The sequence below is a fragment of the Cyanobium sp. Aljojuca 7A6 genome (genome assembly GCF_024346455.1).
Classification (GTDB): domain Bacteria; phylum Cyanobacteriota; class Cyanobacteriia; order PCC-6307; family Cyanobiaceae; genus Cyanobium.
Genome location: NZ_JAGQCY010000006.1, coordinates 80,473 through 104,854, shown reverse-complemented (window position 1 = coordinate 104,854; position 24,382 = coordinate 80,473). Strand labels below are relative to the sequence as shown.

General features: G+C 69.2%; 25 protein-coding genes and 1 tRNA gene. 12 read left to right on the top strand and 14 right to left on the bottom strand.

Annotated elements, in window-relative coordinates; translation table 11 throughout:
* The first annotated feature begins 137 nt into the window (after positions 1 to 137).
* Together KBY95_RS07315 and KBY95_RS07310 are read left to right on the top strand one after the other, a co-directional pair.
* Positions 138 to 257 carry a photosystem II reaction center protein I gene (locus tag KBY95_RS07315; protein ID WP_015109632.1) on the top strand — a complete coding sequence of 40 codons (120 nt, stop codon included), beginning with the start codon at positions 138 to 140 and terminating at the stop codon, positions 255 to 257.
* Positions 258 to 375: 118 nt separating this feature from the next.
* The gene (locus KBY95_RS07310) at positions 376 to 3,504 is read left to right on the top strand and encodes a DUF3769 domain-containing protein (protein ID WP_254964300.1); all 3,129 of its coding nucleotides are present in this window, start codon (positions 376 to 378) and stop codon (positions 3,502 to 3,504) included.
* Here KBY95_RS07310 and KBY95_RS07305 read toward each other — a convergent pair.
* From KBY95_RS07305 to KBY95_RS07275, 7 genes are all read right to left on the bottom strand, one after another.
* Positions 3,501 to 4,133, bottom strand: coding sequence for a 3-isopropylmalate dehydratase small subunit 2 (locus KBY95_RS07305; protein WP_254964299.1), 633 nt, complete (start codon positions 4,131 to 4,133; stop codon positions 3,501 to 3,503). The genes KBY95_RS07310 and KBY95_RS07305 overlap by 4 nt on opposite strands.
* Positions 4,130 to 5,578 carry a 3-isopropylmalate dehydratase large subunit gene (leuC, locus tag KBY95_RS07300; RefSeq protein ID WP_254964298.1) on the bottom strand — a complete coding sequence of 483 codons (1,449 nt, stop codon included), beginning with the start codon at positions 5,576 to 5,578 and terminating at the stop codon, positions 4,130 to 4,132. The genes KBY95_RS07305 and leuC overlap by 4 nt, the downstream gene beginning before the upstream one ends.
* Positions 5,575 to 5,880: a DUF2811 domain-containing protein gene (locus KBY95_RS07295; RefSeq protein WP_396094889.1), complete on the bottom strand. Its 306-nt coding sequence runs from the start codon at positions 5,878 to 5,880 to the stop codon at positions 5,575 to 5,577. Before KBY95_RS07295 ends, leuC begins: the two co-directional genes overlap by 4 nt.
* A gap of 330 nt (positions 5,881 to 6,210) precedes the next feature.
* On the bottom strand, positions 6,211 to 7,485 hold the full coding sequence (locus tag KBY95_RS07290; RefSeq protein ID WP_254964297.1) for a competence/damage-inducible protein A: 1,275 nt from the start codon (positions 7,483 to 7,485) through the stop codon (positions 6,211 to 6,213).
* Positions 7,482 to 8,564, bottom strand: coding sequence for an MraY family glycosyltransferase (locus tag KBY95_RS07285; RefSeq protein ID WP_254964296.1), 1,083 nt, complete (start codon positions 8,562 to 8,564; stop codon positions 7,482 to 7,484). Before KBY95_RS07285 ends, KBY95_RS07290 begins: the two co-directional genes overlap by 4 nt.
* Positions 8,565 to 8,622: 58 nt before the next feature.
* Entirely contained in the window at positions 8,623 to 9,915 is a 1,293-nt protein-coding gene (gene glyA / locus KBY95_RS07280; RefSeq protein ID WP_254964295.1) for a serine hydroxymethyltransferase, read from the bottom strand.
* A 130-nt stretch (positions 9,916 to 10,045) separates the two neighbouring features.
* Positions 10,046 to 10,119, bottom strand: a tRNA-Arg gene (locus KBY95_RS07275).
* Positions 10,120 to 10,235: 116 nt separating this feature from the next.
* Between KBY95_RS07275 and KBY95_RS07270 the strand changes: the two genes are divergently transcribed.
* From KBY95_RS07270 to KBY95_RS07260, 3 genes are read left to right on the top strand one after another with little or no spacing between them, the layout of a single operon-like run.
* Positions 10,236 to 10,475, top strand: a complete 240-nt coding sequence (locus KBY95_RS07270) for a hypothetical protein (protein ID WP_254964294.1) — start codon at positions 10,236 to 10,238, stop codon at positions 10,473 to 10,475.
* The gene (locus KBY95_RS07265; protein WP_254964293.1) at positions 10,472 to 10,759 is read left to right on the top strand and encodes a DUF3181 family protein; all 288 of its coding nucleotides are present in this window, start codon (positions 10,472 to 10,474) and stop codon (positions 10,757 to 10,759) included. The genes KBY95_RS07270 and KBY95_RS07265 overlap by 4 nt, the downstream gene beginning before the upstream one ends.
* Positions 10,760 to 10,815: 56 nt before the next feature.
* Positions 10,816 to 11,073 (top strand): cytochrome-c oxidase, encoded by a 258-nt coding sequence (locus KBY95_RS07260; RefSeq protein WP_254964292.1) that lies wholly within the window; start codon positions 10,816 to 10,818, stop codon positions 11,071 to 11,073.
* A gap of 6 nt (positions 11,074 to 11,079) precedes the next feature.
* Here KBY95_RS07260 and murJ read toward each other — a convergent pair whose 3' ends face one another.
* On the bottom strand, positions 11,080 to 12,684 hold the full coding sequence (gene murJ, locus KBY95_RS07255; protein WP_254964291.1) for a murein biosynthesis integral membrane protein MurJ: 1,605 nt from the start codon (positions 12,682 to 12,684) through the stop codon (positions 11,080 to 11,082).
* 67 nt (positions 12,685 to 12,751) lie between these two features.
* Between murJ and sfsA the strand changes: the two genes are divergently transcribed.
* Positions 12,752 to 13,510 (top strand): DNA/RNA nuclease SfsA, encoded by a 759-nt coding sequence (sfsA, locus tag KBY95_RS07250; protein ID WP_254964290.1) that lies wholly within the window; start codon positions 12,752 to 12,754, stop codon positions 13,508 to 13,510.
* On the opposite strand, the gene KBY95_RS07245 is transcribed toward sfsA, so the two are convergent.
* Positions 13,498 to 13,692, bottom strand: coding sequence for a DUF4278 domain-containing protein (locus KBY95_RS07245; protein ID WP_254964289.1), 195 nt, complete (start codon positions 13,690 to 13,692; stop codon positions 13,498 to 13,500). The genes sfsA and KBY95_RS07245 overlap by 13 nt on opposite strands.
* Before the next feature lie 305 nt (positions 13,693 to 13,997).
* Between KBY95_RS07245 and KBY95_RS07240 the strand changes: the two genes are divergently transcribed.
* The 3 genes from KBY95_RS07240 (at position 13,998) to KBY95_RS07230 (ending at position 17,588) form a co-directional block, all read left to right on the top strand.
* Positions 13,998 to 15,443 carry an ammonium transporter gene (locus tag KBY95_RS07240; protein WP_254964288.1) on the top strand — a complete coding sequence of 482 codons (1,446 nt, stop codon included), beginning with the start codon at positions 13,998 to 14,000 and terminating at the stop codon, positions 15,441 to 15,443.
* A gap of 104 nt (positions 15,444 to 15,547) precedes the next feature.
* Positions 15,548 to 16,756, top strand: a complete 1,209-nt coding sequence (locus KBY95_RS07235) for a 4-hydroxy-3-methylbut-2-enyl diphosphate reductase (protein WP_254964287.1) — start codon at positions 15,548 to 15,550, stop codon at positions 16,754 to 16,756.
* 154 nt (positions 16,757 to 16,910) lie between these two features.
* Positions 16,911 to 17,588, top strand: a complete 678-nt coding sequence (locus tag KBY95_RS07230; RefSeq protein WP_254964286.1) for a DUF1997 domain-containing protein — start codon at positions 16,911 to 16,913, stop codon at positions 17,586 to 17,588.
* A 39-nt stretch (positions 17,589 to 17,627) separates the two neighbouring features.
* Here the strand turns inward: KBY95_RS07230 and KBY95_RS07225 are convergent, their stop codons facing one another.
* Together KBY95_RS07225 and purH are read right to left on the bottom strand one after the other, a co-directional pair.
* Positions 17,628 to 18,104: a DUF4079 domain-containing protein gene (locus KBY95_RS07225; RefSeq protein WP_254964285.1), complete on the bottom strand. Its 477-nt coding sequence runs from the start codon at positions 18,102 to 18,104 to the stop codon at positions 17,628 to 17,630.
* 67 nt (positions 18,105 to 18,171) lie between these two features.
* Positions 18,172 to 19,758, bottom strand: a complete 1,587-nt coding sequence (purH, locus tag KBY95_RS07220; RefSeq protein WP_254964284.1) for a bifunctional phosphoribosylaminoimidazolecarboxamide formyltransferase/IMP cyclohydrolase — start codon at positions 19,756 to 19,758, stop codon at positions 18,172 to 18,174.
* A 56-nt stretch (positions 19,759 to 19,814) separates the two neighbouring features.
* Here purH and KBY95_RS07215 point away from each other — a divergent pair, with 56 nt between their 5' ends.
* On the top strand, positions 19,815 to 20,492 hold the full coding sequence (locus KBY95_RS07215) for an alpha/beta hydrolase (RefSeq protein WP_254964283.1): 678 nt from the start codon (positions 19,815 to 19,817) through the stop codon (positions 20,490 to 20,492).
* 21 nt (positions 20,493 to 20,513) lie between these two features.
* Here the strand turns inward: KBY95_RS07215 and KBY95_RS07210 are convergent, their stop codons facing one another.
* On the bottom strand, positions 20,514 to 20,885 hold the full coding sequence (locus tag KBY95_RS07210) for a DUF3155 domain-containing protein (RefSeq protein ID WP_216907583.1): 372 nt from the start codon (positions 20,883 to 20,885) through the stop codon (positions 20,514 to 20,516).
* 406 nt (positions 20,886 to 21,291) lie between these two features.
* On the opposite strand from KBY95_RS07210, the gene KBY95_RS07205 reads away from it, so the two are divergent.
* Positions 21,292 to 22,422 carry a sensor histidine kinase KdpD gene (locus tag KBY95_RS07205; protein ID WP_254964282.1) on the top strand — a complete coding sequence of 377 codons (1,131 nt, stop codon included), beginning with the start codon at positions 21,292 to 21,294 and terminating at the stop codon, positions 22,420 to 22,422.
* On the opposite strand, the gene KBY95_RS07200 is transcribed toward KBY95_RS07205, so the two are convergent.
* Together KBY95_RS07200 and KBY95_RS16390 are read right to left on the bottom strand one after the other, a co-directional pair.
* Positions 22,382 to 23,134, bottom strand: a complete 753-nt coding sequence (locus tag KBY95_RS07200) for an adenosylcobinamide-GDP ribazoletransferase (RefSeq protein ID WP_254964281.1) — start codon at positions 23,132 to 23,134, stop codon at positions 22,382 to 22,384. The genes KBY95_RS07205 and KBY95_RS07200 overlap by 41 nt on opposite strands.
* Positions 23,122 to 23,346 (bottom strand): hypothetical protein, encoded by a 225-nt coding sequence (locus KBY95_RS16390; protein ID WP_254964410.1) that lies wholly within the window; start codon positions 23,344 to 23,346, stop codon positions 23,122 to 23,124. Before KBY95_RS16390 ends, KBY95_RS07200 begins: the two co-directional genes overlap by 13 nt.
* Here KBY95_RS16390 and tgt point away from each other — a divergent pair.
* Positions 23,240 to 24,367, top strand: a complete 1,128-nt coding sequence (gene tgt / locus KBY95_RS07190) for a tRNA guanosine(34) transglycosylase Tgt (protein WP_254964403.1) — start codon at positions 23,240 to 23,242, stop codon at positions 24,365 to 24,367. The genes KBY95_RS16390 and tgt overlap by 107 nt on opposite strands.
* Positions 24,368 to 24,382: the final 15 nt, after the last annotated feature.

Here is a 24,382-nt window from a genome sequence, read left to right as displayed (position 1 = left end):
TCGGAGCCGGTTGCCCCTGCCAAACGGCATTGGACAGCCTGGATGGCCAACCACCACCCATAAGATGATGCGGCTGCCGAGGGGTCATTGAGACCCGTACCGGCGCCTGTCACTCCCTGTCACCCGCCGGACAGACCATGCTCGCTCTCAAGATCTCGGTTTACTCCGTCGTCTTCTTCTTCATCGGGATCTTCGTCTTCGGCTTCCTGGCCAGCGATCCCACCCGCTCCCCCAGCCGCAAGGACCTGGAGGACTGAATCCTCTCTGTGGCGTCACCACCCGCCACCCGTCCCGACAACCGGACCGCAGCGGGGGAAGCCCCCTGACTCCCATGGCAGGATCGGCCGCGTCCTCGCCACTCCTCCGCCACCTGTGGTGCTCCATCCCCGCTCGGGACGTCGCCAGGCCCCTGAAGGTCTGACCCCTGGGCTGGGCCTGTGGTTGGGGCTGTGCGGCGTGCTGGCGCTGACGGCATCCCCGGCCCGCGCACGACCGGAACTCCCCTCCAGGCTCCAGGCCGCCCAGGCACAGCTCGCCCCCGTGCCGGCCGCCCCGACAACCGCCAATCCCTTCGACGACAAGCCCCAGGCCGAGCCGCACGTCCAGTCGCAGCCTGGACCGCAAGCCGGGGCCGAGCCCCCACCGGAACCAGCCGGCCCCGTTCAGCCTCTGCCTGCGGCCGCGACGGCACCGGCGCCAGGCGTTGACCCCGCACCGACGGGCGACGCGGTGCCCCTTGAGCTGGAGCTGACCGCCAACCAGCAGGGCTACGACAGCCAGCTGCAGCGCTTCGTGGCCACCGGCAGCGTCATGGCCCGCCTCGCCGGTGGCCGGCTGCTGGCCGACCGGCTGGAGTTTGAGGCCAGCACCCGCACCCTCCTGGCCGTGGGCAATGTGCGCTTTCAGCGCGGCCAGCAGTACCTGCAGGGCAGCCGCCTCCGCTATGCCCTTCTGGAGGGGGTAGGGGAAATCGACGACGTCTATGGCGTCATCGATCTGGACACCACCCAGGAGGACTTCGACCTCGAGCAGGCCGCCTCCACGCCCCTGCCACCGCCGGAGCCGATCAGCTGCACGCCCTCCTATCCGGCCGTACCCCAGTGGCAGCCGTACCCCTGGGCCGTCACCACCTGGGCCGGCCAGATGTATGCCGGTGAATTCGGCGACACCTTCACCTTCAGCGGCCGCTTCCGGCCCGAATACATGGGGGGGATCGGGATGCAGCGCCGCCTGTTCCAGGCAGGCCCGCTGTCGTTGGAGTTCGATGCCAACCTGCTGGGGCACAAGGCCAATGCCCAGCCGGGGGGCGGCTTCAACCAGCTGGTCCCCTTCTCCGACACCCCCGCCCAGAGCTTCGGCGAATTCACCGGTGGGATCGGCCTGCGACTCTGGCTGCGGCCCTGGCTCAACGTCTTCTTCGTGGAGGGCCTGAGCGTCACCACGGCCAAGAGCAACTACGAGCAGACCTTCCGAGAGAACTCGGCGCGCCTGCTCAATTATCTGGCCTTTGAGGTGGAGGCTCTGGTCACGCCCCGTTGGTCGGCGGTGGGCCGGATCCACCACCGCTCCGGGGCCTACGGTACGTTCAGCGGGGTCAGCGAGGGCAGCAACGCCTACCTGCTGGGTCTGCGCTACCGCTTCGGCACCGACAAAATCGCCAGCCAGCCGCTGCCGGTGCCGCCCGCCCAGGGCTGCCCGGGGGCCCCACCGCTGGCCAGCGAGCCGCCCGATGGGCTGGCGCAGCAGCTCGAGCAGGTGACGATGGGCGGCGGCTGGACCGGCACCAGCGGCCAGCCGGCCCCGCCGCCGCCCCAGGCCGCGCCCCCGGCCCAGGGTGGCGTGTGGCGCAACGCGCGGGAGCAGGAACGGCGGCGCCGCGAGGCCATCGCCAGGATTCCCCAGCGGGTCGAGAACGTGACCTTCGAACGTAGTCTCAAGGCCGAGCGGCGTTTCGGCTTCCCGCGGGAGTTCACCACGCCGGACACGGCCAACGATTTCGGCACCACCCGGCCCGAGCAGCTCAAGGACCAGACCACCACGGGCAACCAGGAACTGATCAAGGGCACCGTGAGCCGCTGGCGCATCCAGGCCCGTCGCCTGAAATTCACCCCCAACACCCTCTCGGGCGACCGGGTGGGCTTCACCAACGACCCGTTCACCCCCGCCCAGTCGTGGATGGATTCGGAGAAGGTCGTCATCACCCTGCTGCCCAACGGCGACACCCTGGTCAAGGCCCGCCGCAACACGCTGCGGCTGGAGGATCGCCTGCCGATCCGGGTCACCCGCCAACGCCGCATCCAGAAAGAAGAGGAGGTGAGCAATCCCCTGGTGATCGGTAACGACCGTCAAGACCGGGACGGCTTCTTCCTCGGCTACAACATCCCGGTCAAGATCGGTGAGAAGGGACTCCTCAACCTGCAACCGCAGGTCATGGTCCAGCGCCTCTACACCGGCAACACCGACGCCTACCCCCTGCCCGGATCGCCGCCGGGCTCCACCAACACCGTGGAGCAGCCGGCCGCGGGCGGTGACTACTTCGGCCTCGACGCGCGGCTCACCGGGCCCCTGCTGGGCTTCAACGCCGATGCCCGCCTCAGTCTCTCCACCCTCAATCCCGACAACATCGCCAACGGCACCCGCAGCTTCGGCGACCTGGCCCGGGTGCTGAATGTGCCCCTGCTGGGCACCAGCACCTTCCGCCTCTTCGGCGCCTATCGCTTCCGCACCTGGAACGGCTCCCTGGGCGAGCAGGACGTCTACTCCGCCTATGGCGTTTCGCTCGAGCAGCAGGGGAACCTGCCCAGCTGGGGCCAGCTGTCCCGCAGCTACTACTGGCGGATGGGGGTGGGTAACTTCCAGGCGATCCAGTTCAACACCACCGATCTGCTCGATGTCTGGCGAGGCAACGCGATCGGCTCCTTCAACGTCTCCTACCCGATCTGGACCGGCAAGCCCACGACCAGCCCACCGGTGATCTCCCTGGCCAATTCACCGGTGCCGATCGTTCCAGGCCTGCGCTTCAACGCCAACCTGCTCGGCGTGGCCGCCTATTTCAGTGACGGCACCAACCAGAACACGATCGGCCTCTCCGGTGGCCCCACCCTCACCCTGGGACGCTTCGAGAAGCCCTTCCTCGACTACACCCAACTGACCGTCACCGGCGGCATCACCCTGCGCCAGGGCCAGAGCCCGCTCAACTTCGACCGCGCCGTCGACCTGGGCACCATCGGTATCGGCCTGTCCCAGCAGCTGGTGGGGCCGCTGGTCTTCAGCGGCGGCATCGGCTTCAACGTGGATCCCAATTCGGGCTTCTATGGCGATGTCACCGGCTCCTACCTGGAGCTGCGCTGGCAGCGGCGCTCCTATGAAATCGGCGTCTACTACAGCCCCTACGACGGCCTGGGCGGGATCCGGGTGCGCCTCAACGACTTCAACTTCAAGGGTCCCGGCACCCCCTTCATCCCCCACCACCCCACCCAGGGGGCCCTGCAGCGGCCCTTCTAGGCCGCTGCGAAACCGTTGAGGTAGGGAAGCCGGCTGGCGGTGGCCCTCAGCTCGCCGTCATGGGCCACCAGCTGGGCGGTGCCATTCCATTCGCCGCTCACCAGCATGCGGCGGGGGCCGGCAGGCAGGCTCAGCGACCACTCCTGAACGTCACCGCCGGCCTCAAGTGTCACCCGGGGTGGCTCGAGATCGAGCTGGAGAATGGCGCCGGGATGGGCGGCAATGGCGGCCTGCAGGGCCAGCACGGCGTCGTGGTCGGCGCTGAGGCAGGGGATCCCCAGGGCCAGGCAGTTGCCGAAGAAGATCTCCGCGAAGCTTTCGCCGATCACCGCCCGCAGGCCCCAGCGCATCAGCGCCTGCGGCGCGTGTTCGCGGCTGGAACCACAGCCGAAGTTGCGGTTCACCACCAGGATCGTGGCACCCTGGTTCTCGGCCCGGTCGAAGGGGTGATCGCCGGCCCGCTCGCTGCGGTCATCGGCGAAGACGCCCTCCGCCAGCCCGTCGAAGCTGACGCACTTGAGGTAGCGGGCCGGGATGATCCGGTCGGTGTCGATGTCGTCGCCGGGTACGACCACCGCGCGGCCCGCGCAGCGCTGGATCGGTCCGGCCGGGAAAGGGGTGGCGCTCATGCTCGGGTGCTGGCGGGCTCGAGATCTGGGGTCGTCGGGGCGGCGACAAGGCGGCGCACATCGGCCACATGGCCGCTCACCGCCGCCGCCGCCACCATGGCGGGGCTCATCAGCAGCGTGCGGCCAGTGGCCGACCCCTGGCGCCCCTTGAAGTTGCGGTTGCTGGAACTGGCGCTGATCTGGCGCCCCTCGAGCCGATCGGGGTTCATGGCCAGGCACATCGAGCAGCCCGGTTCTCGCCATTCGAAGCCGGCGGCGCGGAACACCGCATCCAGCCCTTCGGCCTCGGCCGCCGCCGCCACCTGCTCACTGCCCGGCACCACAAAGGCCTTGATGCCGGCGGCCACCTGGCGGCCACGGGCGATGGCAGCGGCGGCCCGCAGATCGCTGAGGCGGCCATTGGTGCAGCTGCCGATGAAGCAGACATCCACCGGCAAGCCTTCGATCGGCGCACCGGGCCTCAGATCCATGTAGCGATAGGCCTCCTCGGCGATCGGCCGTTCATCGCTCTCGGTCTGCTCGAGGGTGGGAACGGTTTCATCGACGCCGATGGCCTGGCCTGGTGTGATGCCCCAGGTGATGGTGGGCGCGATCGTGGCCGCCTCAAACACCACCTCGTCATCAAACGTGGCCTCAGGACCCGAGGCCAGGGAGCTCCACCAGGCCACGGCCCGCTCCCAGGCCTCGCCGGCGGGGGCGTGGGGCCGGCCCTTGAGGTAGGCGAAGGTGACGGCATCGGGGTTGACGTAGCCGCAGCGGGCCCCGCCCTCGATGGCCATGTTGCAGAGCGTCATCCGCTCCTCCATCGAGAGGGCCTCGATCGCCGGTCCGGCGAACTCGTAGGCATAGCCGACGCCGCCCTTCACCCCCAGGGTCCGGATCACGTGCAGCACCAGATCCTTGGCGTAGACGCCGGGTTGCAGGGCGCCCTCCACCCGGATCCGTCGCACCTTGAGCTTGCCCATCGCCAGGCTCTGGCTGGCCAGCACGTCGCGCACCTGGCTGGTGCCGATGCCGAAGGCGATGGCCCCGAAGGCGCCGTGGGTGGAGGTGTGGGAATCGCCGCAGGCCACGGTCATGCCGGGCTGGGTGAGCCCCAGCTCCGGAGCGATCACGTGCACGATCCCCTGGCGGCCACTGCCGAGGCCATGCAGGGTGATGCCGTGGCGGGCACAGTTGCCCTCCAGGGTGGCGAGCATCGCCTCGGCCAGGGGGTTATCGAAGGGGCGGGCCTGGGAGGTGGTGGGGACGATGTGGTCCACCGTGGCCACCGTGCGCTCGGGGTGGCGCACCGACAGGCCCAGATCGTCGAGGGCGGCGAAGGCCTGGGGGCTGGTGACCTCATGGATCAGGTGCAGCCCGATGAACAGCTGGGTGGCTCCACTCGGCAGGTCGGCGACCCGGTGCAACTCCCAGACCTTGTCGTAGAGGGTGCCGGCGCTCAAGAGGAAGGATCGAGACAGTCTGAAATCAGCCTAGAAGGCGTCTGCTCCGCCGGGGCAGGCTCCCGCCGGAACAGACCGTCGAGGTAATGGCGGGCCACGGCCCGGTCATGACTGGCGTGCTGGAACAGAAAGCCGGCCAGGGCCGCCTGCATCAGCCGGTACTGGTCCCACTGGGGGTGAACCCGGATGAACTCCCGCATGGCCTCGAAGAGGTCCTCCGGCATCTGGTTCTCGATGCTCACGGTCCTGGGAGCGTGGTCGGGAATCTGGCTCATGCGGCGCTGGTCATCGGTCCCCCCCATCAGGCCATGGGGCTCACCCCGGCGTCAAAGCGGGCCCCACCGGACCGGTCCCAAGGGACCGCCGCTGAGAATCACGGCGGGGGGCGGTTTCCCGGCCACCGGTCGGAGCCGGCGATCGGAACTGCCTGCGGGGATGCGTCCGGTCAAGGGGGGAAGCCCTTTCCCGCAACAAGCCGCGAGGACCCCTCCGGCAGCTACCACCAGGCTCCTGCGGCCTGTGGAAAACCCCCCGCCTTTCGGGGGAAAAGTGGCAGGCAGGGGGGAAAAGTCCATGCCACAGGATTCGTGATCGTTGGCGGCCGGGGCAGCAGATGTTCCGATGGCGCCCGATCAGATGGCCGCAATGTTCAGCCGTAACCGCAAGCGGTTCAGACTTTCCCCCACCGTGAGCGTCTGGATCCAGGTCCGCTCGCGGCCACGGCCGAAGCGCACTGCCTCGCTGCGGCAGCCATCGGGGCCGGCGATGGCGATGTGCACCAGCCCCAGGGGCTTCTCTTCGGTGCCCCCCCCGGGCCCGGCGATGCCCGTTACAGCGACGGCCCATGTCGCCCCCGTCAGGCGCCGTGCCCCTGCCGCCATGGCCTCGGCCACCGGGTCGCTCACGGCTCCATGCGCGTCAAGCAGCGCGGCCGGCACCCCCAGCAGGTCCTGCTTCACGGCGTTGGCGTAGGCGATCACCCCACCGAGAAACACCTCTGAGGCCCCCGGCACCGCCACCAGGGCCGCACCGAGGCCGCCTCCGGTGCACGACTCCGCCACCGCCAGGGTCTGGCCGCGGCGCCGCAACTCCGCCAACACCACCGAGGCGAGGCTGTCGCCGTCGGCGCCGAAACAGCTGGCCCCGGCGCGGCGGCGCAGTTCCGCCTCCACCGGGGCCAGCAACGCGGCGGCAGCGGCCCCATCGGCGGCCCTGGCCGTGACGCGCAGCTTCACCTCCCCCGCGCCGGCATAGGGCGCCACGGTGGGGTTCTCCAGCGCCAGCAGGTCCTGCACCCGCTCCGCCAGGTCGGATTCGGCCACGCCCCAGAAGCGCAGCATGCGGCTGGCGAACACCCCGCCCGCCAGGCCCGCCTGTTGCAGCCAGGGCGCCGCCGTGGCCTCCCACATGGCCCGCAGTTCGCTGGGCACCCCGGGGAAGGTGAGCACGGTGAACCCCGGCACCGGCGTCCAGATCATCCCGGGCGCGGTGCCGGTGGGGTTGGGAAGCACAGCGGCACCGCGCGGCAACAGGGCCTGCTTGCGGTTGCTGGCGGCGACGCTGCGGCCCCGGGCCGTGATCCGGGCCTGGATCGCCGCCCAGATCTCGCCGTGCTCCACCAAATCGGCGCCGAAGGCCGCCGCGATCGCTTCGGTGGTGAGGTCGTCGGGGGTGGGGCCCAGGCCGCCGGTGGTGATCAGCACCCGGCAGCGGCCCGAGGCCTGGCGCACCGCTTCGATCAGCCGTTCCCGGTTGTCGCCCACCACCTGCTGGCGGTGGTGCACCACCCCGAGGGCCGCCAGCTGTTCGGCGAGCCAGCGGGCATTGCCGTTGACAATGTTGCCCAGGAGAAGCTCAGTGCCGATGCAGAGCACCTCCACCCCGGGGTTGCCGGGGGACCCGTTCACTTGGCCTCCTGCTGCATCTGCCGGCGGCAGACCACGAGCACCGCGATCAGCACCGCCGTGGCCAGGGCCAGCCAGAGGAAACGCATCTCGGCATTGGCCAGCACCAGGGCGATGGACGCCAGCCACTGGGTGAAGGCATAGATGACCACCACGGTGCGGCGATGGCTGAAGCCGGCCCGCAGCAGCCGGTGGTGCAGGTGACGGCGATCGGGATAGAAGGGCGAGCGACCGGCCTTGAGGCGGCCCATGATCACCGCTGACATGTCGGCCAGGGGCAGGGACAGGATCAACAGGGGCAGCAACAGGCTGACGCTTGTGAGCCGCTTGGCCGGCCCGACGATGCTGATCGCCGCCAGGGCGAAGCCGAGGAAGTAGGAGCCGCCATCCCCCATGAAGATGCGGGCGGGGTTGAAGTTGTGGCGCAGGAACCCCAGACAGCTGCCGGCCAGGGCCGCCGCCAGCAGGCCGGCGGCGGGCTGGCTGAGGCTGAAGCTCACCGAGAGCAACCCCACGGCCGCAATGCCGCTCACCCCGGCCGCCAGCCCATCCAGGCCATCGAGCCAGTTGATCGCGTTGGTGATCCCCACCAGCCAGACCACCGTCGCCAGCAGGCTCAGCCCCTCCGGCAAGGGCAGCGAGGAGATGGAGTCCCCCAGGCCAAACGGCAGGTCGATGCTGCCGATGCGCACGCCCTGGTTCCACACCGCCGCAGCCACCAGCACCTGGCCGGCCAGGCGGGGCAGGGGGGGCAGGGCGAACAGGTCATCGGCCAGGCCGATGACGAAGTAGCAGAGGGCCCCCGCCAGGGTGGTCCAGATGAGCTGGTCCTTGTCCGGCGGCAGCTCGGCGAAGCCGCCGAAGGCCCAGGTGCAGGCCAGCGAAAGACTGAAGCCGGCCACGATGCCCATGCCACCGAGCCGCACCATGGGCAGGGTGTGCTGTTTGCGTTCATCGGGCGGATCGACCAGCCCCCAGCGCAGGCCGAGCCCCCTCACCACCGGCACGATCAGCGCCGTGAGCAGGGCCGCCGCCGTGGCCGTGATCAAGGCCGCCGCGTTGGGGCTGTAGGCGAGGGTCACAACGGCGGGCCGGAAAGCAGCGGACCTGTAGGCGCCACGTTACGGGCGAACGGGTCCGTCAGGCGTGCTGGAGCTCACGTTGGCGCCCGTAGAGGGGGAAGCGCCCGCAAAGGGAAGCCACCCGTTCCCGGCAGCGGAGCTCGACGGCAGCATCGTCCTGATGCAGCAAGCGATCGGCGATGACATCGGCCACCTCACGGAAGGCCTCGGCATCGAAGCTGCGGGTGGTGAGCGCGGCGCTGCCCAGGCGCAGGCCACTGGTCACGAAGGGGGACTCCGGATCGAAGGGCACCGTGTTCTTGTTGGCGGTGATGTTGACATCGCTCACCAGGCGGTCGGCCAGCTTGCCGGTGAGGCCGATGGAGCGCAGGTCGAGCAGCACCAGATGGTTGTCGGTGCCGCCGGAGACCACGGCGATGCCCCGCTCCTGGATCCGCTCGGCCAGGGCCTGGGCGTTGCGCACCACCTGCTGGCTGTAGCTGCGGAAGCTCGGCTGCAGCGCTTCCCCGAAGGCCACGGCCTTGGCAGCGATCACGTGCTCCAGGGGGCCACCCTGGGAGCCGGGGAAGACAGCCTTGTCGAACTGGCGGCCGAAGTCGGCGTCGTTGCAGAGAATCAGGCCACCCCGGGGGCCCCGCAGGGTCTTGTGGGTGGTGGTGGTGACCACATGGCAGTGGGGCAGGGGGCTGGGGTGCACCCCGGAGGCCACCAGGCCGGCGATGTGGGCCATGTCGGCCAGCAGGTAGGCGCCCACCTCGTCGGCGATGGCGCGGAAGGCGGCGAAATCGATCGTGCGGGGGTAGGCGGAATAGCCGCAGATGATCAGCTTCGGCCGGTGCTCCAGGGCCAGCTGGCGGATGGTGTCGAAGTTGAGCTGATGGGTTTCGGGGTCGACGCCGTAGTGGACGGCCTTGAACCACTTGCCCGAAACGTTCACTGGGGAACCGTGGGTGAGGTGGCCGCCGTGGGAGAGATCCATGCCCAGGATCGTGTCGCCGGGCTCGAGCAGGGCCAGGAAGACAGCGAAGTTGGCCTGGGCGCCGCTGTGGGGCTGGACGTTGGCCCAGGCGGCACCGAACAGCTGCTTGGCCCGCGCGATCGCCAGCTCCTCGATGATGTCGACGTGCTCGCAGCCGCCGTAGTAGCGCTTGTGGGGCAGGCCTTCGGCGTACTTGTTGGTGAGCACGGAGCCCTGGGCCTCCATCACGGCCCGGGAAGCGAAGTTCTCGCTGGCGATCAGCTCCAGATGGGTCTGCTGGCGCCGCAGCTCCTTCTCGATGAGGGCGGCGATCGCCGGATCGCCGCTGGCCAGGGGGCTGTCAATGGGCGCAGGGGCAATGCCGTGATCCATTCGGTCCGCCATGGGGCTACTGAGTCTGGGACTGATCGTAGGCAAAAGGCGCTGGGCTGACCGGGCCCCGGGCGCGGGCCCCCGGCCCGTGGCCAAAAAAAACCGCCCCGGAGGGCGGTGTGAAAGGGAACGCGCCTGGAGAGATTCGAACTCCCGACCCTCTGATCCGTAGTCAGATGCTCTAATCCGCTGAGCTACAAGCGCCTGCCAGGTCATTCTCACCCCATGGGGTGCCGATCCGTCAACAACGCCCCTGCCACCCCCGCCCCGATAGGGTCCGCTCCAGAGCGCCACCACCGCCTGCGGCGGACTTTCCCACCATGCCGATTCGCTGGTACGGGCCTGCTGATCCCGACGATCCCACTTATCGACATTTCGCGCGGATCGTGAATCTCACGCTCCACGCCGCCCTGTTCGCCGCCGTGAACAGCGGCCTCTGGTTCGTCCAGGGGATGCGCCACCCCTGGTCCCACCTGGGATGGCTCACGGTCGGCTGGGCCGGGCTGCTGTTGCTCCATGGCAGCGTGGTGGTGCTGCAACGCCCCCAACCCCAGCCATGACGATTGCCGCCGCCGACCTCGAGGAACTCAGCCGGGCGATCGCCGATCGGCTGTACGTGCAGGTGGCCGGCTGGCATCTGTATCTGGGCGATGCGGGCCTGGCCCAGACCCTGGCGATCGAATGTGCCGCCCGGCTCGACCAGGGCGCCGAGGTCTGTGCCCGCCAGGCCCTCGAGGCGGTACAGGTGCCGATCGGCGGCGGGGCAACGCGCCTGCCCCTGGCGCGACTGGTGCCCGCCGGCCAGTTGAGGGATCTCGAAGACGTGCTGCAACCCTTTTGCTGACATCCACTGCTGGAAGGCCTGTCTGCCGATAAGGTGACGCCCCACGCAGGCGGGTCGTGCTGGTCATCGAAGTCACCAATGCCCGCGACGTGGTGCGGCAGCGCATCGGCAGGCTCGGCGGGCGTCTGATCGGCAAGGTGGTCGATGCGGAGGCCCAGGTGGAGAAGGCCCTGATCCAGGAACTGGAGACGGCTTTCCGGGATTTCGGCATCGAAGCCAGGATCGTCTCGATCGACGGCCCGAAGATGATCGGCCGCTCCCATCTGGAGATTCCCGTCCAGGTCCGCGAGGACCGCCAGGTGAAGCTCACGTAGGGCCCCTCAGGAGCGGCGGCGCACCAGCTGCAGCAACTGGCGGGCCTCCGGCACGCCTGCGAGGGTCGTCAGCAGTCCGTAAAGGCCCACGGCCAGGCCGCCGCAGAGCACGTTCTGCAGGAACAGCCCCCCCAGGCCCGGGGGCCAGGCCACCTGCACGGAGAGCCACCAGCAGGCCGCTCCTCCAGCCACCGCGGCCAGCAGCAGCTTGCCGCTGTCGGCGGCCCAGAGCCGCAGGGGCAGGCCCCCCAGCCGCTGGCTCAGGGCCAGCAGCAGCCCGGTGCAGGTGATCAGATTCACCGCCACGGTGGCCAGCACCAGGCCGGCGGCGCCGGCGTTCAGCATCGGCAGCTGGTTCCCCCAGGCAGGGGTGGGGCCGCCGGTGAACGCCCAGCAGAACAGGGCGTTGAGGCCGATCCCGGCCAGGGACCAGCGGAACGGGGTGTTGCCGTCACCAAGGGCGTAGAACACGCGCACCAGCACGTCCCGGCCCAGGTAGGCCGGCATGCCGACCCCGTAGGCCATCAGCAGCTGGCCCACCAGGTCGGCGGCGCCGCGGTCGAAGGCGCCGCGCTGATAGATGAGCGCCACGATCGGCACCGCCAGCGCCACCATCAGCGCCCCCAACGGCAGCATCGTGGCGTTGGAGAGCATCAGGCCCTGGCGGATGCGGCCGATCAGCTCAGGACGGTCCTCCGGTGCCGTGAGCCTGGCGTACACCGGCAGCAGCGGCACCAGCAGCACATTGGAGAGCAGGCCCAGGGGCGTCTGCACCAGCAGGTTGGCGTACCCCAGGCCGGCCGCCGCCGCCGGCATGCCCGAGGCGAAGAACAGCGACACGAACACATTGATCTGGAGCATGCCGGAGGAGAGGGTGGCCGGAGCCATCACCTGCAGCACTTCCCGCACGCCGGGATCGCGCCAGTCCCAGACAAGCTGCAGCCGGCTGAGACCCTCCTTCGCCAGGGCCGGCAGCTGGATCAGCCACTGCAGGACCGCCCCCACCGTGGTGCTGGCGGCCAGCACCACGCCGCCGATCACCGCCGTGGCGGGCAGGGTGATGCTGCTGCCCAGCTGCCACCAGAGCAGGCCGATGCCGCCGATGACGGCAACGCTGGACAGGAGCGGACTCACCGAGGGCAGCCAGAACACGTCGGCGGCGTTGAGGGCACCGAATCCGAGGCCGATCAGACCGGCGAACAGGGCCATCGGCGCCATCCAGCGCAGCTGGAGCACCGCCAGGGCGTGGCGTTCCGGGTCGAGGCCGGGACCCACCAGTTCGATGAGCGGATCGGCGGCCACCAGCAGCAGCAAGGTGACGACGATCAGGCCCGCCCCCACCAGGGTGTTGATGCTGGCCAGCACGTGGGCGCCCTCGTGGCGCGGTCGCCGGGCCAGCACGCTCACCATGGCGCTATGGAAGGGCCCATTGATGCCGCCGAGCAGGATCAGCAGGAAGCCCGGCAGCACGTAGGCGTAGTTGTAGGCGTCGTAGGCCGCACCCACGCCGAAGGCGGCGGCGATCACCTGCTGACGCACCAGACCGGCCACCTTGCTGAGGGCGGTGGCCGCCCCCACGATCAGGGCTATCCGGCGCAGGGATCGGGCCATGGCGGCTGGGCAAGGCCCATCGGGACGCACGGCAGTATGGCCCTCCTCCCCCGGGCACCCGACCCCCATGGCCCCTGCCACCGTTGCCGTGCCCCTGCTGCCCACCGGCCCGCTGGTGGAGGGGGTGCTGCTGAAGCGCTACAAGCGCTTCCTGGCCGACGTGGCGCTGGACGATGGCCGGACGGTGACGGCCCACTGCCCCAACACCGGACCGATGACCGGGGTGCTGTGGCCGGGCGGCCGGGTGCGCCTGCGCCACGACCCCTCACCCAGTCGCAAGCTGGCCTGGACCTGGGAGCAGGCTGAGGTGCAGGCCCATGGCGGCGGCAGTGTGTGGGTGGGGGTCAACACGGCGCTGCCCAACCGACTGGTACGGGCCACGATCGAGGCGGGGTGCCTGGAACCCTGGCTGGGCCCGATCGGCAGCCTTCGGGCCGAGGTGCCCTACGGCGAAGGACGCCGCAGCCGCATCGACCTGCTGCTGACGCCGGCAGCGGGGGCCGCCGATGCGCGCCCCATCTATGTGGAGGTGAAGAACACCACCTGGAGCGACGGCGATCTGGCCCTGTTTCCCGACACGGTCACTGAACGGGGGCAGAAACATCTGGTGGAGCTCACGGCCCTGCTGCCAGGGGCCCGGGCGGTGCTGGTGCCCTGCCTGAGCCGCAGCGACGTCAGCCGCTTCGCGCCCGGAGACAGCGCCGACCCCCGCTACGGGGAGCTGTTCCGCACGGCGGTGGCGGCCGGGGTGGAGGTGCTCCCCTGCCGCTACGGCTTCACGCAGAACGACGTGGCGTTTCTCGGTCTTGCCGATCAGGCGTGGTGAGGGTGGTAATGGGTGCCGCGGTAGATGAGGTCGAGCCCCTCATCGGCGTGGGAAGGCTGATGCAGCAGGGGCGAGGCGTAGTGGTGGCCGCGGTAGACGTGCTCCATCGGCGCCGCTGAGGGGCGCTCGTCGTGGGAGTGGTCGTAGGGAAGACCGCGGTAGCAGAGGGCGGAATGGGCCATGGAAACAGGAGCGGAGACGGAGAGGCTGGAGCTGGGGCCCGCTCTGGGCGCGCAGTGCGCGGAAAGGGGGGACATGGACCTGCCTGATGCATTTCTAGCGCCTTTCCACTGTTCACGCTGAACATTTATGCGAACTCTTTGCAATCTTTAAGGAGCTGGGAGCAGCGGGCGTCGCAGCCAGCCCGGACCCTCGGCCACGTTTTGTATCAGTTCAGACATTAGAACGGGTCTCCCTCATGGATAGTCGGTCGTTGTTGATGCCTACTTCGGCGTCAGAAGTCGAACGTTCTCTTCACCACGTTCCCATGATCGCTTCAAGTCACCAGCCCAGGGTTCGACCACCGAGAAGCCTCAAAGAGGTCAGTCTCCTTGAGGCGCCCACACTGTTAATGCGCAAGGTTCGTGGTCTTTCCTCACAAGAGGGGCTCACCTGGCTCGCCTGCGTGCCTCTGGCTCTGTTCGGCCTGGGCGTGTTCAACCTCTCCGCCCACGCCGCCGAGCTGCCCGAGCTCACCCCCGCTTTCCTGATCAACAACCTCTGGTTGGCCATCGCGGCCTTCCTGGTGATCTTCATGAACGCCGGCTTCGCGATGGTGGAGGCCGGTCTCTGCCGTCAGAAGAACGCCGTCAACATCCTGGCCAAGAACCTGATCGTCTTCGCCCTGGCGGTGACGGCCTACTGGTTCATCGGCTATTCCCTGATGTACGGGGATTCGATCGCCGGTGGCTGGCTGCACTTCAAGGGTCTGTTCTTTGATCCCACCGTCACCGCTGAAATGGTGACCGAAGGCAAGCTCACCCCGAGCGTCGACTTCCTGTTCCAGGCCGCCTTCGCCGGCACCGCCGCCACGATCGTCTCCGGCCTGGTGGCCGAGCGGATCAAGTTCAAGGAGTTCGTGATCTTCTCCCTGATCCTGGTCGGCATCATCTACCCGATCGCGGGCAGCTGGAAGTGGAACGCCAATGGCTGGCTCAACCAGCTCGGCTTCATCGACTTCGCCGGCTCCACCCTGGTCCACTCCGTTGGCGCCTGGGCGGGCGTGATCGGCGCCATGATCCTCGGTCCCCGCATCGGCAAGTACGTCGAGTCCAAGCCCCAGGCCATGCCAGGCCACAGCCTTGCCCTGGCCACCCTGGGCGCCCTGATCCTCTGGCTCGGCTGGTACGGCTTCAACCCGGGTTCCGTCCTGGCGATGAACGAAACCGTTCCTTACATCGCCGTCACCACCACCCTGGGCGCCGCCGGCGGCGGCATCGCCGGCACCCTGATCTCCCAGTTCCACTCCGGCAAGCCTGACCTCACGATGACCATCAACGGCATCCTGGCCGGCCTGGTGAGCGTCACAGCTGGCTGCGACGGCTTCCCGATGTGGGCCGCCTGGGTGGTGGGCTTCCTCGGCGGCACCGTCGTCGTCTATGCCGTCAGCTTCGTCGACTCGATCGGCATCGACGACCCCGTCGGCGCCTTTTCCGTCCACGGCGTTGGTGGTATCTGGGGCACCCTGGCCGTGGGTCTGTTCAACAAGGACGCCGGCCTGCTGTTTGGCAAGGGCTTCGGTCAGCTCGGCCTGCAGTTCCTGGGTGTCTTCGCCTACGCGGTGTTCACCATCGTCACGGCCTGGCTCCTCTGGAGCATCCTTGGCGCCCTCTCCGGCGGCATCCGGGTGCATGAGAAGGAGGAGATGGTCGGCCTCGACATCAGCGAGCACGGCATGGAGGCCTATCCCGACTTCGTGTCGTCCTCCAACTGATCCGCTGACTGCATTGCCTTTTTACAACCGCGGTTTCGGCCGCGGTTTTTTTTCGCCCGCCCCCCCGCCGACCCCCATAGAGTCGGCACAACCGGACATAGCCAGTGGACACCCGTGCCTTCAAGCGTTCCCTTCACCATTCGGATCGCTACAACCGCCGCGGCTTCGGCCTGGGTGAGGAGGTCGCGGGCAGCCTCGAGCAGGCCTATCAGAGCAATCTGATCGCCAGCCTGCGGGAGAACGGCCACGTGCTGCAGCGCGGTCGTCTCAAGATCCGCCTGGCCGAGGCCTTTGGCTTCTGCTGGGGCGTGGAGCGGGCCGTGGCCATGGCCTACGAAACCCGCCGCCACTACCCCAGCGAGCGGATCTGGATCACCAACGAGATCATCCACAACCCTTCGGTCAACGCCCATCTGCGCCAGATGGACGTCCGTTTCATCCCCGTCGACGACGACGTCAAGGACTTTTCCGAGGTGGGCACCGGTGATGTGGTGATCCTGCCCGCCTTCGGCGCCACCGTCCAGGAGATGCAGCTGCTCAACGAACGCGGCTGCCACATCGTCGACACCACCTGCCCCTGGGTGTCGAAGGTGTGGAACACGGTGGAGAAGCACAAGAAGCACGCCTTCACCTCGATCATCCACGGCAAGGTGAAGCATGAGGAGACGCTCGCCACCAGCTCCTTTGCCGGCACCTACCTGGTGGTGCTCGACCTGCCCGAGGCCCGCATGGTCAGTGATTTCATCCTCGAACGGGGCCAGGGGGCCTTCGATCGGCAGGCCTTCATGGCCCATTTCGCCAATGCCTGTTCCCCTGGCTTCGACCCGGAGAGGGATCTGGCGCGGGTGGGCGTCGCCAACCAGACCACCATGCTCAAGAGCGAAACCGAGGAGATCGGGCGGCTGTTCGAGCGCACCATGCTGGAGCGCTTCGGCCCCGCCGAACTGGACGAGCACTTCCTTGCTTTCAACACCATCTGCGATGCCACCCAGGAGCGCCAGGACGCCATGTTCGCCCTGGTGGACGAACCCCTCGACCTGATGGTGGTCATCGGTGGCTACAACTCCTCCAACACCACCCATCTGCAGGAGATCGCCGTCAGCCGGGGCATCCGCTCCTTCCACATCGACACCCCCGAGCGGATCGGGCCTGGCAACCGCATCGAGCACAAGCCCCTGGGAGGTGCCCTGGAGACCCTGGAGCCCTTCCTGCCGGCCGGCCCTGTCCGGGTGGGCATCACCTCCGGAGCCTCCACCCCTGACCGGGTGGTGGAGGACGTGATCGAGCGCATGGTGGGCCTCAGCGAGGAGTGAGCCACCAGCCCGGATGACCCTGCCCAGAGCCGGGGCCGAGCCGGTGGCTTTACATTCGTGAAAGCTTTTTCTCCCCCCCAGGGCCGCCGGGGAGAGCGCAACCTCGGTCCTTTCCAGTAGCTCCCCTCTGACCCACCGCACGCCCCAGATCTCGATGGCGGCAGGTTCTTCCCTGCACCAGGCTCCCGACGATCCAGGGGCCCCCAAGAGCGAACCCCTGCGGGAGAGGTCGGATCCGTCCGTGCGTCGCTACGCCAGTGCCTTCGCCGATCTGATGGAGATGCGGGCCCCGGCCACCGTGGTGGGTGCCTACCTCGACCGTCATGAAGGCTGGTTCCGCCGCTGTGCCGCCCCGATGACGGTCGAGCCGATCGGCAGCCAGGGCTACGTGCTCACCCTCGGCCGATTCGGCAACTTCGGCTTCGAGGTCGAACCGACGATCGGGCTTGAGCTGCTTCCCCAGGCCGCCGGGGTCTACCGCATCCTCACCGTGCCCCTGCCCGAGGTGGACGAGTCCCTGCGCGGGCTCTACGACGTCGAATTCGCCGCCTCGCTGCGCCTCGATGAGGCCAGCGGTGCCGAGGTGTCCACCGAGGAGGTGGATGGGGTCATGTTGCACACCCTGGTGCGCTGGCAGCTGGACCTGGCCGTGTGGCTGCGTCTGCCCGGCATGCTCTCGATCCTCCCTGACCACCTGGTCCAGAGCAGCGGTGACCATCTGCTGCGCCAGATCGTGCGGCAGATCTCCCGGCGGCTCACCTGGAAAGTGCAGGAGGATTTCCACGCCAGCCACGGCATCCCTTGCCCACCGCGGCGCCGGGCGCAGTTCTGAGGGCCTGGGCCTTCCGGCGACGGCCTGGGCTCAGACGTCTCAGGCCGCCGGGGCGGTGAGGATCTTGTTGACGATCTGCATGCCGCTGACGGCCTGCCAGAGGAACAGCGTCATCACGGTCATGTTGAGGCCCACATGCACTTTGCGGGCGATCAGGTTGCCCGCCTGCATCAGGGGGGACAGGGCCGCCGCCATGGCGATCAGGGAGGCCATGGCCAGTCCCACCAGCAGGTGCGGACCGACGAACAGCTTGCCGTTGTTGATGTAGGTGACGGCCATGCCACCGATGCAACCGAGCACCAGCACGGCCAGGACCAGGCTGCCAAAAAGGAAGTGGCGTTTAGCGAACTGCCCCTTGATCAGCTCCTTGCGGTCCTCGGCAGTGGCCGTGCGGGTCTTCTTGGCCTTGATGCCCAGAAACATCGCATAGCCCGCCAAGCCCAGCAGCAGCCACATCAACAGCGGATGCACGAAGTTGAGGCCGAAGGCAAGGGAACTGGGAAGGGCAGCAACCATGACGCGCGGGAACTCCACCGGGCCAGGGCCGGCTGTGAGTCCAACGAAGTTACAACTGCCAGCGGCCTCAGTGCAGAAAATGACGACGACCGGTGATCACCATCACCATGTCGTTGGCCTTGCAGGCGGCGATCGAATCCGGGTCACGCTTGCTGCCGCCGGGCTGAATCACCGCCGTGATGCCATGCCGTGCCGCCAGCAGCACGGTGTCATCGAACGGAAAGAAGCCATCGCTGGCCAGGACCGCTCCCCGGGCGGCGTCGCCGGCGGCCTCCAGGGCCAACCGGGCCGAGCCCACCCGGTTCATCTGGCCGGCCCCGACCCCCAGGGTGCGGCCGCCCTGGGCCACCAGGATGGCGTTGGAGCGCACGTGGCGCACCACCTGCCAGGCGAAGCGCAGATCCCGCCACTCCTGCGCGCTGGGCTGGCGATCGCTCACCACCTGCCAAGCCTCTGGATCGGCGGGGCCGTCATCCGCCTGCTGGGCCAGCACACCCCCCAGCACACTGCGCAGCTGCAGGCGCCCGGCGGCCGCTGCCACGGCCCCGGGGTCGAGCTCCAGCAGGCGCAGGTTGGCCTTGGCCGCCAGCCGCTGGCGGGCTTCCTCCGAGAAGGACGGCGCCACGACGCATTCCAGGAACAGCCCCGCCAGGTGATCGGCGGCCGCCCGATCCACGACCCCGTTGAGGGCGACGATGCCCCCGAAGGCCGAGACCCGATCCGCATCCAGGGCCCGCAGCAGGGCGTCAGCGGCGTCGTCACCGAGGGCGACGCCGCAGGGGTTGGTGTGTTTGATCACCACCGCCGCCGGCTCGGCGCCGGGGCCGTACCCGAAGGCCGCCACCGTGCTCAGGGCCGCTTCCAGGTCGATCAGGTTGTTGTAGCTGAGCTCCTTGCCCTGAAGCTGGCGGGCCGCCCCCCAGCCCACGTTGGCCTCCCCGCACCAGCGGGCACTCTGGTGGGGGTTCTCGCCGTAGCGGAGGACCTGCCGCAAGGGCAACTCCAGCCGCAGGGGCGGCTCGCCCCCCCCGGTGGCAGCCTCTTCACTGGCCTCGGCAGAGCCGGCCTCATCAGCCAGGCGGCCCTCGATCCAGGACGCGATCGCAGTGTCGTAGCTGGCGGTGTGGGCAAAGGCGGCCAGGGCCAGCCGGCGCCGCAGGGACCCATCGACCCGGCCGGCCGCCAGGGCGTCCAGGAAGGCCGGGTACTGGTCGGGGTCGGTGAGCACCACCACATCGGCGTGATTCTTGGCGGCGGCGCGGACCATGGCCGGTCCGCCGATGTCGATGTTCTCGATGGCGGTCTCCCAGCTGACGCCGGGGTCCGCCACGGTGGTGCGGAAGGGGTAGAGGTTGACCACCACCACATCGATCGGGACGATCCCCTGGGCCTCCAGGTCGGCCTGGTGGGCGGGGTCATCGCGGCGGGCCAGGATGCCGCCGTGGATGCGGGGATGGAGGGTCTTGACCCGTCCGCCCAGGATTTCCGGGGCTCCGGTGTGCTCCGCCACCTTGGTGACCGGCAGGCCGGCGGCCGCGAGGGCCGCCGCGGTGCCGCCGCTGGAGAGCAGCGCAAAGCCCTGGGCCAGCAACCCCTCCGCCAGCGGCACCAGGCCCCGCTTGTCGGACACGCTCAGAAGGGCCGTGGGAGCCATGACGGCGGCAGGGGCAGTGGAGGAGCCAACCTACGCAGCAACAGCCGAACGCCACCGTGCCCACGGATCCCTCCGCCCAAGCCCAGCTGAGCGAAGACGACGGCACCGCCCTCTGGGCGGGTCCCCGTCAGGCCGAGCACCGCCTGGTGCTGCTGCACGGCTGGGGCGCCGACGCCGATGACCTGCTCGATCTGGGCACAGAACTCCTCGGTGCCGATCTCGCCAGCCTCAACCTGAGCCTGGTGGCCCTGCGGGCGCCCCTGCCCCATCCGGCCGGCTTTGGCCGCCAGTGGTACGACCTGCAGCAACCCGAGTGGCCCCAGTTGCCCCAGGCCCGCCGGGACCTGCGGCAGCGGCTGCTGGCCCTGGGCACCACGGTGCCGCTGGAGCGCACCAGCCTGCTGGGCTTCTCCCAGGGGGCCGCCATGGCCATCGACGTGGCCACCGGCTGTGGCTCCGACGCCTGCGCCCCCCTGGCCCTGGCGGGGCTGATCGCCTGCAGCGGTTATCCCCACCCGGACTGGCAGCCCGGGGCTCCCCGTACAAAAATCCTGCTCACCCACGGCGAGCAGGATCCGGTGGTGCCCTTTGCGGCGAGTCAGGCGCTGGAGCGCTCCCTGGTCGAGGCCGGGGGATCGGTGCGCAGGATTGCCTTTCCAGGCGGCCATTGCATCGATCCCGACCAGATCGTCACCATGCGGGACTTTCTCGAGAGTGGCTGGCGGGGAAGCTGATCCCGGCGCCAGCCGTCGGAATCAGACGAAGGCGTACTCGTACTCCTCCATCTCCTCCCAGTCGTCGGAAGCGAGAGCTTCGAGGCCTTCGAACAGGACCTCCTCGCCAATGCTGTCGACGATCAGGCGCAGGGACGGGAAGAGAAAGTGGTTCTCTTCGGCGTACTGGGCGCTGAACAGACCTTTCTCCCCCCAGAAGAAGCGGTCGGTGGTGTGCTCGTTACGGCGCACGTTGAGGATCGCCGGAGCCATCAGCTCCGTTTCGGCGATGTAGCGGCGCGCGGCCGTGACCGGTTTATGGGCACCGGTTTCAAGGTTGAAGGTCGGGACATGGGCGAGAACCCGCTGACCCGCCAGACGACGGCGACTGATCCGCTTGCGCTTCTTGGACATGGCATGGATCCCTGTGAAGGGAGACCGAAAGGTGGAATGGGGGGGGCTGCAGACGAGCGAGGGTCGGCGGAAGCCGACGACGAGCGCCATGGCGGGCCCGCCACCCTGGAGAGATGGCGGGTCCACGTCCACACGACTGTCGACCTGAAGAGGGTCGGAAAGGATCACTGTCGGTAACGCCGGCCTGAACCCCTGGAGGGGTGGTGGCCGGGACAGAGGCGGTACGCAGCTGCCTCTGCTGTAGCCTCGGATGCGAGCGAAGCGCAACACTGGCTGTTACGACTGCAACTTTCCGCCCGTCCGAGGACTGCGAAGTAGTGGTCGTTACCGACAGCTTAAAACTATTTTTGCGTTTCGACACGCCTCCTTTCGAAATTTCCCGAACGGACGCCGTCCGCAGGTCGTGATGCCTGTCTCAGAGCGGTTTCTGGCCCTGGTGGGTTTCCAGCTTGGTCAGTTCATCGACTGCCCAGAGGTCCGGTCGCTGGTGGTCTACGTCACCCAGCAGGGCGAAACGGGCCAGCCCAGCCTGCTACCGGTCGGCCACTGGCCCCCGGACGAGCGGGCCCTGCCTCCCGTCGACACGGTCAGCCGTCTGCGGGTGCCCGCCGAACAGCGGCGCTGGCTGCCCCTGCGCGATGGCCAGCGCCTGCTCGGTGCCCTGCAGGTGGAGGCCTCCTGCAACCCCTGGCCGGACCCCCTCGCCCAGCGGCTACAGGCCGTAGCCCTGGCGCTTACCGAAGCCCTGCGGCTGGATCTGGAGGGGGGAGAGCTGCGCCAGCAGCTCACGGAGCGCGAGGAGCAGCTGGGGCTGCTGCTCCACCAGCTGCGCAACCCCCTCACGGCCCTGCGCACCTTCGGCCAGCTGCTGCTGCGGCGCCTCGGGCCCGACCACAACGACCGCTCCCTGGTGCAGGGCCTGCTGGCCGAGGAGCGCCAGATCAACCGCTATGTCGATGCCATCAGCGAGCTGGTCCACCCCGAAGGATTGCTCGCCGGCTCCACCGCCCCCCAGCCCCTGTTGCTGCCACCGCTGCTGAGCGGGCCGGAGGGCCAGCCCCTGGCCGGGCTGCTCGAACCGCTGCTGCAACGGGCGGCCGCCACCGCCACCCTGCAGGGCAGGGGGTGGCAGGGCCCCGGGGCCCTGCCCGACTGGAGCGGCGACAGCGGCGCGGTGGCGGAGATCCTGGCCAACCTGCTGGAGAACGCCTTCCGCTACAGCCCCCACGGCGCCAGCGTGGGCCTGCACACGGCCAGCGACGACCAGCTGCTCCACCTGACGGTGTGGGATGGCGGGCCGGCCATCGCGATGGAGGAGCGGCAGGCGATTTTCGGGCGGGGCGTGCGGGGAACGCGGGGACAGGACCTGCCCGGCACCGGGCTGGGGCTGGCGCTCGGCCGGGATCTGGCCCGCAGCCTGGGCGGCGAGCTGGAGCTGGTGGTACCGCCCCAGGCGCTGGCTGAGGAGCTGCCCGCGCTGGGCAACGCCTTCCGGCTCAGCCTGCCGCGGCCGCCAGCCTCAACGTCGCGGCGATGAGCAGCAGACCCACCGATTCGGTCCACTCCACGCAGGCCCCGTAGGTGTCGCCGCTGTGGCCGCCCAGGCGGCGGCCCAGGGCCACCGGAACGAGCAAGGCCGGCACCAGGGCCACCAGGCCCTGCCAGGGCAGCAGCAGCATCAGCCCTGGCAGCAGCAGCAGGGTGGGCAACAGTTCCATCGCCAGGGGGGCCCCATGGGCCCGGTGGAACGCGGCGCTGCCGCCGGGCCGCAGGTAGGGGAACCAGGCCATGGCGGGCAGGGGCGCCACCCGCCCGCAGACGGCCGCCCAGACCAGGGCCATCGGCGCCGCCGTCCCCAGCATGGTGAGGGCCGCGGTCCGCAGCAGCAGCACCAGCACCAGGGCCTGCACCCCGCTGGCCCCCACCCGGCTATCCGCCATCGCCTCCAGGCAGCGATCGCCGGCGGCCAGGCCATCGGCGCTGTCCATCACGCCATCCATGTGCAAGCCACCGCTCAGCCACAGGCCCAGCGCCAGCACCAGGGCCACCTGAGCCACCAGGGGCACCCGTCCCTGCAGCCCCCACCAGAGCAGGGCCTGCAGGGCGCCGAGAACGGCACCGACCCAGGGCGCGAAGCGGGCGATGCGCTCGAAGCGCGGCGCCGGCGCCGGCCAGGCCGGCAGCACCGAATAGAAGATCCAGGCTCCGGCCAGATCCCGCAGCCACGGTGGAGCGCTCAGGCGGGGCATGGGGGAGGGGGCAGGAGGCGGCGGTGCAGGTGGAGCTGGCGGCAGAAACCCCGCGTAGCGTCGCAGCAGACCCGCTTAGCGTCACGGCTGAGCAGGTTCGGCGCCATCGCCTTCGACTTCGACTTCACGATCACCGCCCGCTGCCCGCGGACCCGGGCCCGCTGCGGCTGCTTCACCACCCCCCACGGTGCCGTCCAGACGCCTCGGTTCATGCCCGTGGGCACGGCCGCCACGGTCAAGGGCGTCAGCACGCCCCAGCTGCAGGAGACCGGGGCGCAGATGGTGCTGGCCAACACCTTCCACCTGCATCTGCAGCCGGGGGAGTCGGTGGTGGAGGACGCCGGCGGGCTGCATCGCTTCATGGGCTGGAACGGACCCTTGTTGACCGACTCGGGCGGCTTCCAGGTGTTCAGCCTTGATGCCATCAACCGCATCGACGACACCGGGGTGGTGTTCAGCTCCCCCCGGGACGGCTCGCGGATCGACCTGACCCCCGAACGTTCCATGGCCATCCAGCGGGCCCTGGGCGCCGACGTGGCCATGGCCTTCGACCAGTGTCCGCCCTATCCCGCCAGCGAAGCGGCCGTGGCCGAAGCCTGCCGACGCACCCATCGCTGGCTGGAGCGCTGCGTCGCCAGCCACGGCGGGGGCACCCAGGCCCTGTTCGGCATCGTGCAGGGGGGCTGCTTCCCCCATCTGCGCGAAGCCTCGGCCCTGGTGGTGGCAGCGATGGACCTGCCCGGCATCGCCGTGGGCGGCGTGAGCGTGGGGGAACCCGTCGAAGAGATGCACCGGGTGGTCCGGCAGGTGGGTCCCCTGCTGCCGGAGCAGCGGCCCCACTATCTGATGGGGGTGGGCAGCCTGCGGGAGATGGCGATCGCGGTTGCCAACGGCTTCGACCTGTTCGACTGCGTGCTGCCGACCCGGCTGGGCCGCCATGGCACCGCCCTGGTGGCGGGGGAGCGCTGGAATCTGCGCAACGCACGCTTCCGCCACGACCACGGCCCCCTCGATCCCAGCTGTGGCTGCCTGGCCTGCCGTCACCACAGCCGCAGCTATCTGCACCACCTGTTCCGCAGCGACGAGCTGCTGGGCCGCACCCTGCTGAGCCTGCACAATCTCACCACCCTGCTGCGCTTCACGACCGCCATGGCGCAGGCGATCCGCGAGGGTTGTTTTGCAGAGGATTTCGCTCCCTGGGAGCCCGACTCCCCGGCCACCCACACGTGGTAGGTTCCGGCCATTGCA